This is a genomic window from Pseudarthrobacter defluvii (genome assembly GCF_030816725.1).
Lineage (GTDB): Bacteria > Actinomycetota > Actinomycetes > Actinomycetales > Micrococcaceae > Arthrobacter > Arthrobacter defluvii_A.
The window spans coordinates 3,518,665-3,532,912 of the sequence record NZ_JAUSYG010000001.1 but is presented as its reverse complement, the minus strand read 5'-3'; the positions used below and the strand labels follow the sequence as shown (position 1 = coordinate 3,532,912).

The 14,248-nt window shown below is 65.9% G+C and carries 11 protein-coding genes; 8 read left to right on the top strand and 3 right to left on the bottom strand.

Going from position 1 to position 14,248, the window contains the following annotated elements; translation table 11 throughout:
• The first annotated feature begins 43 nt into the window (after window positions 1–43).
• Together QF031_RS16445 and QF031_RS16440 are read left to right on the top strand one after the other, a co-directional pair.
• The gene (locus tag QF031_RS16445; protein ID WP_307430538.1) at window positions 44–2,215 is read left to right on the top strand and encodes an elongation factor G-like protein EF-G2; all 2,172 of its coding nucleotides are present in this window, start codon (window positions 44–46) and stop codon (window positions 2,213–2,215) included.
• Window positions 2,216–2,252: 37 nt separating this feature from the next.
• Window positions 2,253–3,503 carry an MFS transporter gene (locus QF031_RS16440; protein WP_307430535.1) on the top strand — a complete coding sequence of 417 codons (1,251 nt, stop codon included), beginning with the start codon at window positions 2,253–2,255 and terminating at the stop codon, window positions 3,501–3,503.
• Between the two features lie 101 nt (window positions 3,504–3,604).
• Here QF031_RS16440 and mmsB read toward each other — a convergent pair whose 3' ends face one another.
• The 3 genes from mmsB to chvE form a co-directional block, all read right to left on the bottom strand.
• Window positions 3,605–4,885 (bottom strand): multiple monosaccharide ABC transporter permease, encoded by a 1,281-nt coding sequence (gene mmsB / locus QF031_RS16435; RefSeq protein ID WP_307430531.1) that lies wholly within the window; start codon window positions 4,883–4,885, stop codon window positions 3,605–3,607.
• A gap of 4 nt (window positions 4,886–4,889) precedes the next feature.
• Window positions 4,890–6,419 carry a multiple monosaccharide ABC transporter ATP-binding protein gene (gene mmsA / locus QF031_RS16430; RefSeq protein ID WP_307430528.1) on the bottom strand — a complete coding sequence of 510 codons (1,530 nt, stop codon included), beginning with the start codon at window positions 6,417–6,419 and terminating at the stop codon, window positions 4,890–4,892.
• A 107-nt stretch (window positions 6,420–6,526) separates the two neighbouring features.
• Entirely contained in the window at window positions 6,527–7,657 is a 1,131-nt protein-coding gene (gene chvE, locus QF031_RS16425) for a multiple monosaccharide ABC transporter substrate-binding protein (RefSeq protein ID WP_370874522.1), read from the bottom strand.
• Between the two features lie 268 nt (window positions 7,658–7,925).
• Here chvE and araB point away from each other — a divergent pair, with 268 nt between their 5' ends.
• The 6 genes from araB (at window position 7,926) to QF031_RS16395 (ending at window position 14,178) form a co-directional block, all read left to right on the top strand.
• Window positions 7,926–9,698 carry a ribulokinase gene (gene araB / locus QF031_RS16420; RefSeq protein WP_307430526.1) on the top strand — a complete coding sequence of 591 codons (1,773 nt, stop codon included), beginning with the start codon at window positions 7,926–7,928 and terminating at the stop codon, window positions 9,696–9,698.
• The gene (locus QF031_RS16415) at window positions 9,695–10,423 is read left to right on the top strand and encodes an L-ribulose-5-phosphate 4-epimerase (RefSeq protein ID WP_307430523.1); all 729 of its coding nucleotides are present in this window, start codon (window positions 9,695–9,697) and stop codon (window positions 10,421–10,423) included. Before araB ends, QF031_RS16415 begins: the two co-directional genes overlap by 4 nt.
• Window positions 10,424–10,469: 46 nt before the next feature.
• Window positions 10,470–11,990 carry an L-arabinose isomerase gene (gene araA / locus QF031_RS16410; protein WP_307430520.1) on the top strand — a complete coding sequence of 507 codons (1,521 nt, stop codon included), beginning with the start codon at window positions 10,470–10,472 and terminating at the stop codon, window positions 11,988–11,990.
• Window positions 11,991–12,034: 44 nt separating this feature from the next.
• Window positions 12,035–13,078: a LacI family DNA-binding transcriptional regulator gene (locus tag QF031_RS16405; RefSeq protein ID WP_307430517.1), complete on the top strand. Its 1,044-nt coding sequence runs from the start codon at window positions 12,035–12,037 to the stop codon at window positions 13,076–13,078.
• 92 nt (window positions 13,079–13,170) lie between these two features.
• A complete protein-coding gene (locus QF031_RS16400; protein WP_307430514.1) occupies window positions 13,171–13,473 on the top strand; it encodes a DUF4193 domain-containing protein in 303 nt (100 codons plus the stop codon).
• 159 nt (window positions 13,474–13,632) lie between these two features.
• A complete protein-coding gene (locus tag QF031_RS16395; protein ID WP_307430511.1) occupies window positions 13,633–14,178 on the top strand; it encodes an AMIN-like domain-containing (lipo)protein in 546 nt (181 codons plus the stop codon).
• The last annotated feature ends 70 nt before the right edge of the window (window positions 14,179–14,248 follow it).

Below are 14,248 nucleotides of genomic sequence, written 5' to 3'. Positions count from 1 at the left end.
AGGACACGTTCGGTCCGGTCGGCAATGATGCCAGGAGGTTCCAATGTCGGTGAAGAGCACCAGGGAGTCAGCGCGGGCGGCAGGCGGCAGGAGCGGGCCTGAATCCAGGCGAAGCGACCAGGCGGGCGGCATCGCAGCCCAGGACCCGGCCCGCATCCGGAACGTGGCCCTGGTGGGACACTCCGGCGCCGGGAAAACCATGCTGATCGAGGCGCTGCTCGCGGGCAACGGCATGATCACCCGCAAAGGCTCCATCGCGGACGGGTCCACCGTCAGCGACTCGGACCCCGCCGCGGTGCACCAGCAGCGGTCGGTCTCGCTGTCCCTGGTGCCGCTGATGGTGGACGACGTCAAGGTGAACCTCCTGGACACACCGGGCTACCCGGACTTCATTGGCGAACTGCGGGCCGGACTCCGGGCCTCGGACGCCGCCCTCTTTGTGGTGTCCGCCGTCGAGGGAATCGATGCAACCACCTCCGCACTGTGGGGCGAGTGCGCGCACATGGGGCTCCCACGCGCCGTCGTCATCACCCGGGTGGACCACCCGCGCGCAAATTACGACGCCGCCCTGGCCGCCTGCCAGAGAGCGTTCGGCGACGGCGTCATCCCGCTGTGCGTCCCGGTGCGGACAGAAGGAGCTGTCACCGGCCTGTTGGGCCTGCTGTCGCAGGAGGTGGCGGACTATTCCGCTGAAGATTCAGCACCTGAAGTCCGCGCCGCAACAACCGGCGAACGTGAGGAAGCGGGGACCGCCAGGGGAGCGCTCATCGAGGGCATCATCGCCGAGAGCGAAGATGAGACGCTGATGGACCGCTACCTGGAAGGCGAGGACATGGACACCGCCGTGCTGGCCGCCGACCTGGAAACCGCCGTGGCCCGCGGCTCGTTCTTTCCGGTGCTGCCCACATCCGCCGTCACCGGGCTTGGCACCGCGGAACTGCTGGACCTGCTGGTGCGCGCCTTCCCGGCGCCGGTGGAACGCAGCCTGCCCGCCACGGCCGACCTCGCCGGCAGGCCGGCCGGAAGCCTGGCCTGCGATCCTTCCGGACCGCTCGCCGCCGAAGTGGTCCGCACCTCCAACGATCCCTTCCTGGGCCGCATCTGCCTGGTGCGGGTCTTCTCAGGCACCCTGCGCGAGGACTCGCCCGTGCACGTAGGGGGCCACGGCCTGGCCGACCGCGGCCACCAGGACCACGACACCGATGAACGCATCACCCATATCTACTCACCGCTGGGGGCCACCCTTCGCCCGGTTCCCTACTGCGTGGCCGGGGATATGTGCGCCCTCGCGAAACTCGGCAGCGCCGAAACCGGGGACACCATCTCCAGCCGGGAGAGTCCGTTGCTGCTGGCCACCTGGGAGATGCCCGAGCCGCTGCTGCCGGTCGCGGTGGAAGCTGATTCACGTAGCGACGAGGACGCGCTGGCCCGCAGCCTGGGCAGGATCGCGGCGGGAGACCCAACGCTCCGGGTGGACCGGAACACCGAAACGCACCAGCTGGTGCTGTGGTGCATGGGCGAAGCGCACTCCGAAGTGGTGCTGGACCGGCTGCGCGAGCAGGGCGTGAAGCTGCATACCGTGGACGTGGTGACCCCGCTGCGGGAAACCTTCGCGGCCCCCGCCTCCGGCCACGGCCGGCACGTCAAACAGTCCGGCGGGCATGGCCAGTACGCCGTGTGCGATATTGAGGTGGAACCGCTGGAGCGCGGCGGCGGGTTCGAGTTCGTGGACAAGACGGTTGGCGGGGTCATCCCGGGAACGTTCATTCCCTCCATTGAGAAGGGGGTGCGGGCGCAGATGGACAAGGGGGTCTCTGCGGGTTTCCCCGTGGTCGACCTGCGCGTGACCCTGGTGGGCGGCAAGGCACACAGCGTCGACTCATCCGACGCCGCGTTCCAGGCGGCCGGGGCCCTGGCGCTCCGTGAGGCAGCTGCCGAGGGAAAGGTGCAGCTGCTGGAACCGGTGTCCTCAGTCTCCATCACCGTTGCCGACGAGCACGTGGGGTCTGTGATGAGCGACCTCTCCGGCCGCCGGGGACGCCTCACCGGGACCACTTCTTCCGGGGAAGGGCTCACGGAGATCAGCGCGGAGGTTCCGGACCAGGAACTCCTGCGGTACGCCGTTGAACTCCGGGCCCTGACTGCAGGCACCGGACGGTTCCGCCGGCAGTACCTGCGGCACGACCCCGTACCCCCGAATTTCAGCCCGTCCTGACACCAACGGCAGGAAGACAGACGCAGGGCGCCCGCCAGTGAACGCTGCAGCTCGAAGAATCCAGACCATCTACCTGACCCTGACGTTGGGAAACACCCTTGCGGCGTCGTTCATCTGGGGCATCAACACCCTGTTCCTGCTCGATGCCGGGCTCACCAACCTGGAAGCGTTCGCGGCCAACGCTTTTTTCACGGCCGGAATGGTCCTGTTCGAAGTTCCAACAGGGGTGGTGGCCGACAGCTGGGGGCGCCGCACGTCCTTCCTGCTGGGCACCGTAACCCTGGCCGCATCCACCTACCTCTACTACCTGCTGTGGCAGTTGTCCGCGCCCTTCTGGTGGTGGGCCGCGGTGTCCGCCCTGCTGGGTCTTGGCTTCACGTTCTTCTCCGGTGCCGTGGAAGCGTGGCTCGTGGATGCGCTGCATTTCTCGGGATACGAGGGGGCACTGGAAGCGGTGCTGGGGCGCGGCCAGATGGTGTCCGGCATCGCCATGCTGGCAGGATCAGTTGCCGGCGGCGTCATTGCCCAGGCCACCAACCTGGGCGTGCCGTTCCTGCTGCGTGTCGCGGTGCTGGTGGCCATGTTCGTGGTGGCTTTCCTGCTGATGCACGACGTCGGCTTCACCCCGGAGCGGTCGGCGCACCCCCTGCAGGCCACCCGCGCAGTCCTGAAGGCATCCGTGGACGGCGGACTGAGGAACCCGCCGGTTCGGTTCATGATGCTGGCTGCGCCGTTCACCGAAGGCGTGGGGTTCTACGTCTTCTACGCCCTCCAGCCCTACCTGCTGCAGCTTTTCGGCGATCCCAGGGCCTACGCCATTGCGGGCCTGGCAGCGGCCATTGTGGCGGGCGCGGACGTGGTGGGCGGCTGGCTGGCGCCCCTGGTCCGGAAGCTGGTGCGCCGGCGCACCAGCGTTCTGATCGCCTCCACCATCACCAGCTCGGTGGTCCTGGTGGTGCTCCTGGCCACCACCGTCTTCTGGGTGGCGCTGGTACTCCTGGCCGTGTGGGCCGTGGTTGCCTCCGCAGGCACCCCGGTGCGCCAGGCCTACCTCAACGACATGATTGCCTCGAAGCAGCGGGCCACGGTCCTCAGCTTCGCTTCGCTGATGGGTTCCAGCGGGGGAGTGGTGGTGCAGCCACTGCTCGGCAGGACCGCGGACCTCTACGGCTACCCGGCGTCGCTGGCCCTGGGCGGCGCGGTGCAGCTGCTGGCGGCCCCGTTCATCGTGCTGAGCCGCCGCCGCCGCTCGCCTGCCGATGTTGCCGCAGGCCTGGCTGCCCCCTGAGCAGTTGCCCCTCATCGCCGCGGCCGCACGCAGGAAGGCCCCCGTTGCCAGGACTCAGTCCGGGGCAACGGGGGCCAACAGGTGCACGGTTGCGGTGTTTCCTACTTGATGCCTGCCTCCACCGTTTCGCTGGCGGCCGGCGCCGGCTTCTCTGCTGCCGGCGGAGGGCTGGTCTTGAGCTTGAAGCGCTTGCCAATGTCGCCGCCGCCACCGCTGCGGTTCTTGTTGAAGATATCGAAGCCGACGGCGACAAGGAGCACCAGGCCCTTGATGAGCTGCTGGTAGTCGGTACCCAGGCCCAGGATGGACATGCCGTTGTTGAGCACACCCATTATGAGGCCGCCGATCATGGCCCCGGCCACGGTCCCGATGCCGCCGGTGACCGCGGCGCCGCCGATGAAGGCTGCGGCGATGGAATCCAGCTCGAAGCCCGTTCCACCGGCCGGCTGCGCGGAGTTGAGCCGGGCGGTGAAGACGAGGCCCGCCAGCGCGGACAGTACGCCCATGTTGACGAAGAGCCGGAACGTGACGGCCTTGGTCTTGATGCCTGAGAGTTCAGCCGCGTGGAGGTTGCCGCCGATTGCGTAGGTGTGCCGGCCGAAGACGCTGTTGTTCATCAAGGCCGTGTACGCAATCACCAGGGCGGCCAGGACCACCAGGACAATGGGGGTGCCCCGGTAGGACGCCAGCAGGAACGTGATGATGAGCATGAGCAGCGACGTGAAGGCGGTCTTGATGATGAACCAGACCAGCGGCTCGCTTTCGAGATCGAACTTCCGGCGGATCCTGCGCTCCTTGAACGCCTGGATCAGGAGGGCGGCGGTTGCCCCGACGCCGAGAATGACGGTGAGCCACTCCAGGACGGAGGTGCCGCCGGTGAGGTCGGGAAGGAAGCCGCCGCCGAGGGCGCGGAGTTCTGCCGGGAAGGGGGTGATCTGCTGGTTCTTCAGGGTGATGAGGGTCAGGCCGCGGAAGATCAGCATGCCTGCCAGCGTCACGATGAAGGCCGGAATCCCCACATAGGCGATCCAGTAGCCCTGCCAGGCGCCCACCAGGGCGCCGACCAGCAGGCAGGCGGGGATGGCGGCCCACCACGGCCAGCCCCAGTGCACGATCATGACGCCGGCCACGGCGCCGATGAACCCGGCCACCGATCCGACGGAGAGGTCGATGTGCCCGGCGATGATCACCATCACCATGCCGATGGCCAGGATGAGGATGTAGCTGTTCTGGACCACCAGGTTGGTGACGTTCTGCGGCTCCAGCAGGATCCCGCCCGTCAGTCCCTGGAAGAGCAGGACAATCAGGATCAGGGCAACGAAGATGCCCACCTGGCGCAGGCGGCTTGTGAGGAATCCAAGCGATTCTCTGAGGGCGGACATGTCGCTATTCCTTCTCTTTGGTCATGTAGTGCATCAGGGTTTCCTGGGTGGCCTCGGCGATGGGTACTTCACCTGTGATGTGGCCGGCGGCGAGGGTGTAAATGCGGTCGCAGATGCCCAGCAGTTCCGGCAGTTCGGAGGAAATCACAATGACGGCTTTTCCTTCGGCCGCGAGTTTCGCGATGATCGTGTAGATCTCGTATTTGGCGCCGACGTCGATGCCGCGGGTGGGTTCATCGAGGATGAGCACGTCCGGGTCGGAGAACATCCATTTGCTCAGCACCACTTTTTGCTGGTTTCCGCCGGAGAGTTTTCCGGTGATGGCCGCCACGGACGGCGCTTTGATGTTCATGCTCTTCCGGTAGCCGTTGGCCACTACGGTTTCCTGGTTCTTGTCCACAAAACCGTTTTTGGCGAGCTTGCGCAGCGCTGCCAGGGAGATGTTCCGCTTGATGTCCTCGATGAGGTTCAGGCCGTAGTGCTTGCGGTCCTCGGTGGCGTAGGCGATGCCGTGCCTGATCGCGTCGGACACGGTGGAAGTGTTGATTTCCTCGCCGTATTTGTAGACCTTGCCCGATGTGGCGGTGCCGTAGGTGCGGCCGAAGACGCTCATGGCGAGTTCGGTGCGCCCGGCGCCCATGAGCCCGGCGAGTCCTACAACTTCACCCTTCCGGACGTGCAGGTTGGCGTTGTTGACCACCATGCGGGTGTGGTCCTGGGGGTGGCGAACGGACCAGTCCTCGATCCGCAGGACTTCCTCGCCGATGTTCGGCTCGCGGTCCGGGTACAGGCTCTCAAGGTCCCGGCCCACCATGCCGCGGATGATCCGTTCCTGCGTGATCTGGCCTTCGTCTAGCCGCAGGGTCTCGATGGTTTTGCCGTCCCTGATGATGGTGACGGCGTCCGCCACCTTGCGGATTTCGTTGAGTTTGTGGCTGATGATGATGCTGGTGACGCCCTGGCCCTTCAAGTGGAGGATCAGGTCCAGCAGGTGGCCGGAATCCTCGTCGTTGAGGGCGGCCGTGGGCTCGTCCAGGATGAGCAGCTTCACTTCCTTGGACAGGGCCTTGGCGATCTCCACCAGCTGCTGTTTTCCCACACTGATGTGCTGGACGGGGGTGACAGGGTTTTCGTCGAGGCCAACGCGGGCCAGCAGCTTTGCAGCCTCCAGGTTCGTCTTCCGCCAGTCAACCCACCCGTTGGTGGCCTGTTCATTGCCAAGGTAGATGTTCTCGGCAATCGACAGGAAGGGGCTCAGGGCCAGTTCCTGGTGGATGATGACAATTCCCCGCTTCTCGCTGTCCGAGATGCTGGAGAAGTTGCAGGGTTCGTTTTCGAAGAGGATCTCCCCGTCGAAGGTGTTGTGTGCATAGACGCCGGACAACACTTTCATGAGCGTTGATTTGCCGGCTCCGTTTTCACCGCAGATGGCGTGGACTTCTCCACGGTTCACATCCAGGGTGACGTCCTGCAGCGCTTTCACGCCGGGGAACGTCTTGGTGATTCCTCGCATTTGAAGAATGGGTGTGTTCATCGTCAATTCCCACTGACTGGTCGAAGCTTGGCCTTCCTGCTGCTGCAGGAGGCGGCGGGAGGGGCTGTGCCCGGGATGGAGTCCCGGGCACAGCCCCTGGACGCTGACTACTTGACGTCGGCGTCGGTGTAGTAACCCGAGTCGATCAGTTCCTTCTTGTAGTTGTCCTTGGTGATGATCACGGACTTCAGCAGGAACGCCGGAACTACCTTGACCTTGTTGTTGTAGGTCTTGGTGTCGTTGGTTTCCGGCTCCTGGCCCTTCAGGACTGCGTCTACCATCTTGACGGCCTGCGCGCCGAGCTGCCGGGTGTCCTTGAAGATGGTGGAGTACTGCTCGCCGGCGATGATGGACTTGACGGAGCCCTTTTCGGCGTCCTGGCCGGTGACCACCGGCAGGCTTCCCTTGGCGTAGCCGCCGGTGCTGGTGAGGGCAGAGAGGATGCCGATGGACAGGCCGTCATATGGAGAGAGGACGCCGTTCAGCTTGGTGCCCGAGCTGTAGGCGGAGGTGATGATGTCCTCCATGCGCTTCTGGGCCACCGGTGCCTGCCAGCGAAGGATCGCGGCCTGCTCAAACTTCGTCTGTCCGCTGGGGACCTTCAGGGTGCCGGCATCCAGGTACGGCTTGAGGGTGTCCATGGCGCCACTCCAGAAGAAGTTGGCGTTGTTGTCGTCGGGGCTGCCGGCGAAAAGCTCAATGTTGAACGGGCCCTTGCCGTCCACCTTCTTGCCGCTGGCGTCCAGGAGGCCCAGACCGGTCAGCAGTGAGGTGGCCTGCTGCACGCCCACCGTGTAGTTGTCGAACGTCGTGTAGTAGTCCACGTTGGGGGTGCCGTTGATCAGGCGGTCGTAGGCGATGACCTTGACGTTCTGGTCCTTGGCCTTGGCCAGCACATCGGTCAGGGTGGTGCCGTCAATGGCGGCGACGATCAGGGCCTTGGCGCCCTTGGTCAGCATGTTTTCAATCTGCGACACCTGGGTGGGGATGTCGTCATTGGCGAACTGAAGGTCCGTCTTGTAGCCGAGGTCCTTCAGCGACTTCTCCACGTTGGCGCCATCGGCAATCCACCGTTCGGAGGTCTGGGTGGGCATCGAGATGCCGACCAGCGAATCGCTGGGCTTGGCGGCACTGCCGGATTCAGAGGCGGCTCCGCCCCTTGACCCGCAACCGGTGGCGCCCACCGTCAGGGCGAGGACGAGGGCCACCGCGCCCATGAGTTTTTTGATTCTCACCATTTTCTCCTTCCGCGGCAGCATTGCCGCGAAGTGTCGTTGGACCAGGCAGCGCGAAGGCTCCCTGGTCCTGGCCACATTGTTGATGTGTCGGTTCAATATAGACCTCTTTGTGAACGCTAACAAGGCTCCGCCGCGGAAATTTCGCAACTTTTTCGGCTTCATTGACTTCTGCTTTGTTAGCGTTCACAGTTGTTGCAGCACCTAGCTCTACCCCAAACCCTACAAACCCCGGTGATGAGGCCCCAGCCTCCCGGACGGAGGCAAACGCATGCCAGAGACGTTGTTCGATTCAAGCTCCGCCCCCCGCCATGACCAGTACGTCATCGGGGTGGACTACGGGACCCTCTCGGGCCGTGCCGTGGTGGTCCGGGTCCGCGACGGCGCGGAACTCGGAAGTGCCGTCCATGAGTACCCGCACGCAGTGGTCACTGACGCACTTCCCAAAGACACAGCGGGAGCGGGATCCGATGGACAAGACGTAAGGCTTCCCGGCGAATGGGCACTTCAGGTGCCCAACGACTACCGGGACGTCCTGCGCAAGGCTGTGCCCGCCGCGGTGGCGGACGCGGGGATCAACCCGGCCGCCGTCGTCGGCATTGCCACTGACTTCACTGCGTGCACCATGGTGCCGGTCAAGTCCGACGGCACGCCCCTGAATGAATTGCCCGCTTACGCCAACCGGCCGCACGCCTACGTGAAGCTCTGGCGCCATCATGCGGCGCAGGGCCAGGCAGACCGGATCAACCGGCTCGCTGCCGAGCGGGGTGAAGACTGGCTGCCGCGCTACGGGGGACTGATCTCCTCCGAGTGGGAGTTCGCCAAGGGCCTCCAGCTGCTGGAAGAGGATCCTGAGGTCTATGCGGAGATGGACCACTGGGTGGAGGCTGCCGACTGGATCGTCTGGCAGCTGTGCGGACGGTATGTGCGCAACGCCTGCACCGCCGGCTACAAGGGCATCTACCAGGATGGCCGGTACCCGTCGGAGGAGTTCCTGGCTGCCCTGAACCCGGAATTCAAGGACTTTGTCAGCTCCAAGCTGGAGCACACCATCGGGCGGCTGGGGGACGCGGCGGGCACCCTCACCGCGGAAGCGGCAGCCTGGACCGGGTTGCCCGAGGGCATCGCCGTGGCCGTGGGAAACGTTGACGCCCACGTCACGGCCCCCGCTGCCAAAGCGGTGGACTCCGGCCAGTTGGTGGCCATCATGGGCACCTCCACCTGCCACGTCATGAACGGTGCCGAACTGCGCGAGGTGCCCGGGATGTGCGGGGCCGTGGACGGCGGCATCGTGCCCGGGCTCTGGGGCTACGAAGCCGGCCAGTCCGGCGTGGGGGACATCTTCGGCTGGTTCACCAAGTACGGCGTCCCGCCCGAATACCACCAGGCTGCCAAGGATGCGGGCGTGGGCATCCACGAGTACCTCACCGAACTGGCCTCGCGGCAGGCCATCGGCGAGCACGGCCTGATCGCGCTTGACTGGCACTCGGGCAACCGCTCGGTCCTGGTGGACCACGAACTGTCCGGAATTGTGGTGGGACAGACCCTGGCCACCAGGCCGGAGGACACGTACCGGGCGCTGCTTGAAGCCACCGCCTTTGGGACCCGCACCATCGTTGACGCCTTCCGCGACGCCGGTGTCCCCGTCAAGGAATTCATCGTGGCCGGCGGCCTGCTCAAGAACAGACTCCTCATGCAGATCTATGCGGACGCCACAGGCCTGCAGCTGTCCACCATCGGCTCGGAGCAGGGCCCGGCCCTGGGCTCGGCCATCCACGCGGCCGTGGCCTCGGGCCTCTACGCGGACATCCGCGAGGCTGCCGCCGCCATGGGCGCCGAACCCGGCGACGTATATACCCCCATCCCGGAAAACGTGGCCGCCTACGACGAACTGTTCCAGGAGTACAAGACGTTGCACGACTACTTCGGCCGCGGCGGCAACGACGTCATGCACCGGCTCAAGGCCATCCAGCGCAAAGCCGCCCAGACCGCCCTGCCGGGCACCGGAAACCCATCCGCAGCGGTTGTGGAGGTGTCCGCATGACCGCCGGAACCGGAACCGAAACCGGAATCCTGCAGACCATCGCCCGGGTCCGTGAGGAAGTGTGCGCGCTGCACGCCGAGCTGACCAGGTACCAACTGGTGGTGTGGACGGCGGGCAATGTCTCCGCGCGCGTCCCCGGCACCGACCTCATGGTCATCAAGCCGTCCGGTGTTTCCTACCAGGACCTGACCCCGGAGCAGATGATTGTCACCGACCTGCACGGTACGCCGGTGAGGGGTTCCAACGTCGGCGGCGGCGGGACCGTTGACTGGGGCAACCCGCCTTTGTCGCCGTCCTCGGACACGGCCGCGCACGCTTACGTGTACCGGCACATGCCCGAGGTGGGCGGCGTGGTGCACACGCACTCCACCTATGCCACCGCCTGGGCCGCCAGGGGCGAGGCCATCCCGTGCGTGCTGACCATGATGGGGGATGAGTTCGGCGGCTCCATCCCGGTGGGGCCGTTCGCGCTGATCGGTGACGACTCGATCGGCCACGGCATCGTGGAGACGCTCAAGAACTCCAATTCCCCGGCGGTGCTGATGCAGAACCACGGCCCGTTCACCATCGGCAAGGATGCCAGGTCCGCGGTGAAGGCCGCCGTGATGTGCGAGGAAGTGGCGCGGACTGTCCACATCTCCCGGCAGTTGGGCGCGCCGTTGCCCATCGACCAGGCCGACATCGACTCCCTCTACGCCCGCTACCAGAACGTCTACGGCCAATAACAAGCACAGGCCAGTAAAAGGCCCCGAAACTTTTCCAGGAGAACCCATGAGCACCCCAGCAAACACCTCCCTCGACGGTTACGAGGTCTGGTTCCTTACCGGCAGCCAGCACCTGTACGGGGAGGAAGTCCTCAAGCAGGTGGCCGCGCAGTCGCAGGAGATCGCCAACCAGCTCAACGCATCCACCGCGGTCCCCGTGCGGATCGTGTGGAAGCCGGTCCTCACGGATTCGGAGGCCATCCGCCGCACGGCGCTGGAGGCAAACTCCGATGATTCCGTGATCGGTGTGACGGCCTGGATGCACACCTTCAGCCCGGCCAAGATGTGGATCCAGGGCCTGGACCTGCTGCGCAAGCCGCTGCTGCACCTGCACACCCAGGCCAACCGTGACCTGCCGTGGGCGGACATCGACTTCGACTTCATGAACCTGAACCAGGCCGCGCACGGCGACCGTGAGTTCGGGTACATCCAGTCCCGCCTGGGCATTGCCCGGAAGACCGTCGTCGGGCACGTCTCCAATCCCGAGGTTGCACGGCAGGTGGGTTCCTGGCAGCGTGCCGCCGCGGGCTGGGCCGCCGTCCGCACCCTGAAGCTGACCCGCTTTGGCGACAACATGCGCAACGTGGCCGTCACCGAAGGCGACAAGACCGAGGCTGAGCTGCGCTTCGGCGTCGCGGTTAACACCTGGTCCGTGAACGAGCTCGCCGACGCCGTGCACGGCGCCGCAGAGGCCGACGTCGACGCCCTGGTGGCGGAATATGAGGACCTTTATGACGTGGTTCCGGAGCTCCGCGCAGGCGCAGCCCGGCATGAATCGCTGCGGTACGGTGCCCGGATCGAACTGGGCCTGCGCAGCTTCCTGGAAGGCAACGGCTCCGCCGCGTTCACCACCTCCTTCGAGGACCTTGGCGCGCTCCGCCAGCTCCCCGGCCTCGCGGTGCAGCGGCTCATGGCCGCGGGCTACGGGTTCGGTGCCGAAGGTGACTGGAAGACCGCCATCCTGGTCCGTGCCGCCAAGGTGATGGGCGCCGGGCTGCCCGGTGGTGCCTCCCTCATGGAGGACTACACCTACCATCTGGAACCGGGTTCGGAGAAGATTCTGGGCGCGCACATGCTGGAGGTCTGCCCCTCCCTGACGGCGCAGAAGCCGCGCCTGGAAGTCCATCCGCTGGGCATTGGCGGCAAGGAAGACCCCGTCAGGCTGGTATTCGACGCCGATGCCTCCCCGGGCGTCGTCGTCGCCCTGTCCGACATGCGGGACCGTTTCCGCCTGGTGGCCAACGCCGTCGACGTTGTTCCCCTGGACCAGCCCCTGCCCAACCTTCCCGTGGCGCGCGCCCTGTGGCAGCCCAAGCCGGACTTCGCCACCTCCGCCGCAGCCTGGCTGACTGCCGGGGCTGCGCACCACACGGTACTGTCCACCCAGGTGGGCATGGACGTGTTCGAGGACTTCGCGGAAATCGCCAAAACCGAGCTGCTCACCATCGACGAAGGCACCACCATCCGCCAGTTCAAGAAGGACCTGAACTGGAACGCCGCCTACTACAAGCTGGCCGGCGGGATCTGACCCATGGCACGGCTGAGACCCCGGCTGCCACCGCGAAGAAGCCCGTGACGGACGGCAGGCCGCCCCGGCTGCCGCGGCTTGAAGACGTGGCGGAGCTGGCCGGGGTCTCCCACCAGACCGTGTCCCGGGTGGTCAACTGCCACCCCAACGTGAGTACCGGGACCCGGGAGAAGGTGGAGGCGGCGATTGCTCGGCTTGGATATCGCCGCAACTCCGCGGCCCGGAGCCTGGTCACCCGGCGCTCGCAGACCATCGGGGTCCTGGCCAGCGAACTGTCGCAGTACGGGCCCGCCAACACCCTGCTCGGCGTCGAACGCGCCGCACGGGACGCCGGGTACTTCGTCAGCGTCGCCGCCCTGCGGGAGGTCAACAGGGACGCGATCCTGGACGCCGTCCGGCACTTCCTGGACCAGTCGGTGGAAGGCATCGTGGTGATTGTTCCGCACCTGGAGATGCCCGGGGCCCTCGCGGAGCTGCCCATCGGCGTGCCTGTGGTGGCCGTGGGGCCCACCGGCAATGACGCCGTTGGCGGGGTCAAGGTGGACCAGCGCCGCGGCGCCGAACTGGCGGTGCAGCACCTCATCGGGCAGGGGCATGCCCGCATCGGGCACGTCGCCGGGCCGCAGGACTGGATTGATGCCGTGGCCCGCGCCGACGGCTGGCGGTGCACCCTGGAAGCCGCCGGGCTCGACGCCGATCTCATGATCGAAGGTGACTGGAGCGCCGGCAGCGGCTACGACATTGGCCGCCGGGTGGCAGCCGCCCGCCGGGCCACTGCCCTCTTTGTGGGCAACGACCAGATGGCCCTGGGGGTCCTGTGCGCGTTGAACGAGGCAGGCATCAAGGTGCCCGACGACGTGTCCGTGGTGGGTTTCGACGACCAGCCCGAAGCCGGCTACTTCAGCCCGCCCCTGACAGTGGTGCGGCAGGATTTCGAGGAACTGGGCCGGCGGTGCATGGACATGATGCTCGGGGCACTGGCCGGAGCAGATGGACCGCGGACGCTGGTGGTGGAGCCCGAACTGGTCCTGCGCAGCAGCACCGCCCCGCCCGCCTGGGCTGCAGGCCGCGGCGCGGTGTCTGGTTAAGCACACTATTGCCCCACTGGCGTGATAATGCCCTAAACTGCTTCACTGAGGTGCCTGGAATGGCGCTGTGCAGCAACGAAAGTGAACACGCTATGGCTACCGATTACGATGCTCCACGCAAGCAGGAAGAAGAGTCGCCCGCTGACTCGCTCGAGGCCCTCCAGGCGTCACGGAGCGGCAACGCGCAGACCGCTGTTATCGATGTCGATGAAACCGACACCGCCGAGGGCATCGACCTGCCCGGCGCAGACCTGTCCAACGAGGAACTGACCGTCATCGTGGTCCCCGAGCAGTCCGATGAGTTCACCTGCTCGTCCTGCTTCCTGGTCCGCCACCGGTCACAGGTTGCCCGTGAGAAGGACGGCCTGAAGTACTGCCGCGACTGCGAAGGCTAGAGCTTCTTCCTGGTTTTTCCCGGCGCCGGGCACCCCTGAAGGGTGGCCGGCGCTTCTTTGTCTGAGGCCGCCGTCGTTATCAAAATGGTCCTCGTTTCCGGGCCGCAACACTCCTACGCTGGAAGCATCGAATGGCGTTGAATCCTGGATGGCACAGCAATGAAAAAGTTCTCCGTCTGGCTCGCAGCCATCCTGCTGGCTGTAGGGCTCGGAATCGTGGTCCAGGGGCCTGCCTCGGCGGCTCCCTACTGCGGGCTCACCTGGGGCTCGCTGGCGAAATCCGGGCAGGACACCGGTACCGCATCGGTCACCGACGTCCGCACCGGGCAGCATTACTGCTTCGACCGCCTGGTGGTGGACCTTAACGGCCCTGCTGTCTCCTACACGGTGCAGTATGTGCCGCGGATCGAGCAGGAAGGCTCAGGGGCGGTCATTCCGGTACGGGGCGGCGCACGCCTTCACATCAGCATTAAGGCGCCGTCCTACGACCAGAACGGCAACCCCACCTACAACCCTTCGGACAGGAATGAACTCAGCAACGTTTCCGGTTACCAGACCTTCCGCCAGGTGGTGTCCGCCGGAAGCTTTGAAGGGTATACAAGCCTGGGGCTTGGAGTCCGGGCCCGCCTGCCGTTCCGTGTCTTCACCCTCGACGGTCCCGGTTCCGGCTCCCGCCTGGTGATCGACGTGGCGCATTACTGGTGACGGACCCTCCGTCGTCGGTCAGACCGTCTGCAAGCAAAAAGGTGCCGCGCCCCCGCTGAGGCACGGCACC

Coding starts and splice junctions, on each gene's coding strand:
- QF031_RS16445 (WP_307430538.1), top strand. CDS start 44: ATGTCGGTGAAGAGCACCAGGGAGTCAGCGCGGGCGGCAGGCGGCAGG.
- mmsB (WP_307430531.1), bottom strand. CDS start 4,885: ATGTCCGCCCTCAGAGAATCGCTTGGATTCCTCACAAGCCGCCTGCGC.
- mmsA (WP_307430528.1), bottom strand. CDS start 6,419: ATGAACACACCCATTCTTCAAATGCGAGGAATCACCAAGACGTTCCCC.
- chvE (WP_370874522.1), bottom strand. CDS start 7,657: ATGGTGAGAATCAAAAAACTCATGGGCGCGGTGGCCCTCGTCCTCGCC.
- araB (WP_307430526.1), top strand. CDS start 7,926: ATGCCAGAGACGTTGTTCGATTCAAGCTCCGCCCCCCGCCATGACCAG.
- QF031_RS16415 (WP_307430523.1), top strand. CDS start 9,695: ATGACCGCCGGAACCGGAACCGAAACCGGAATCCTGCAGACCATCGCC.
- araA (WP_307430520.1), top strand. CDS start 10,470: ATGAGCACCCCAGCAAACACCTCCCTCGACGGTTACGAGGTCTGGTTC.
- QF031_RS16400 (WP_307430514.1), top strand. CDS start 13,171: ATGGCTACCGATTACGATGCTCCACGCAAGCAGGAAGAAGAGTCGCCC.
- QF031_RS16395 (WP_307430511.1), top strand. CDS start 13,633: ATGAAAAAGTTCTCCGTCTGGCTCGCAGCCATCCTGCTGGCTGTAGGG.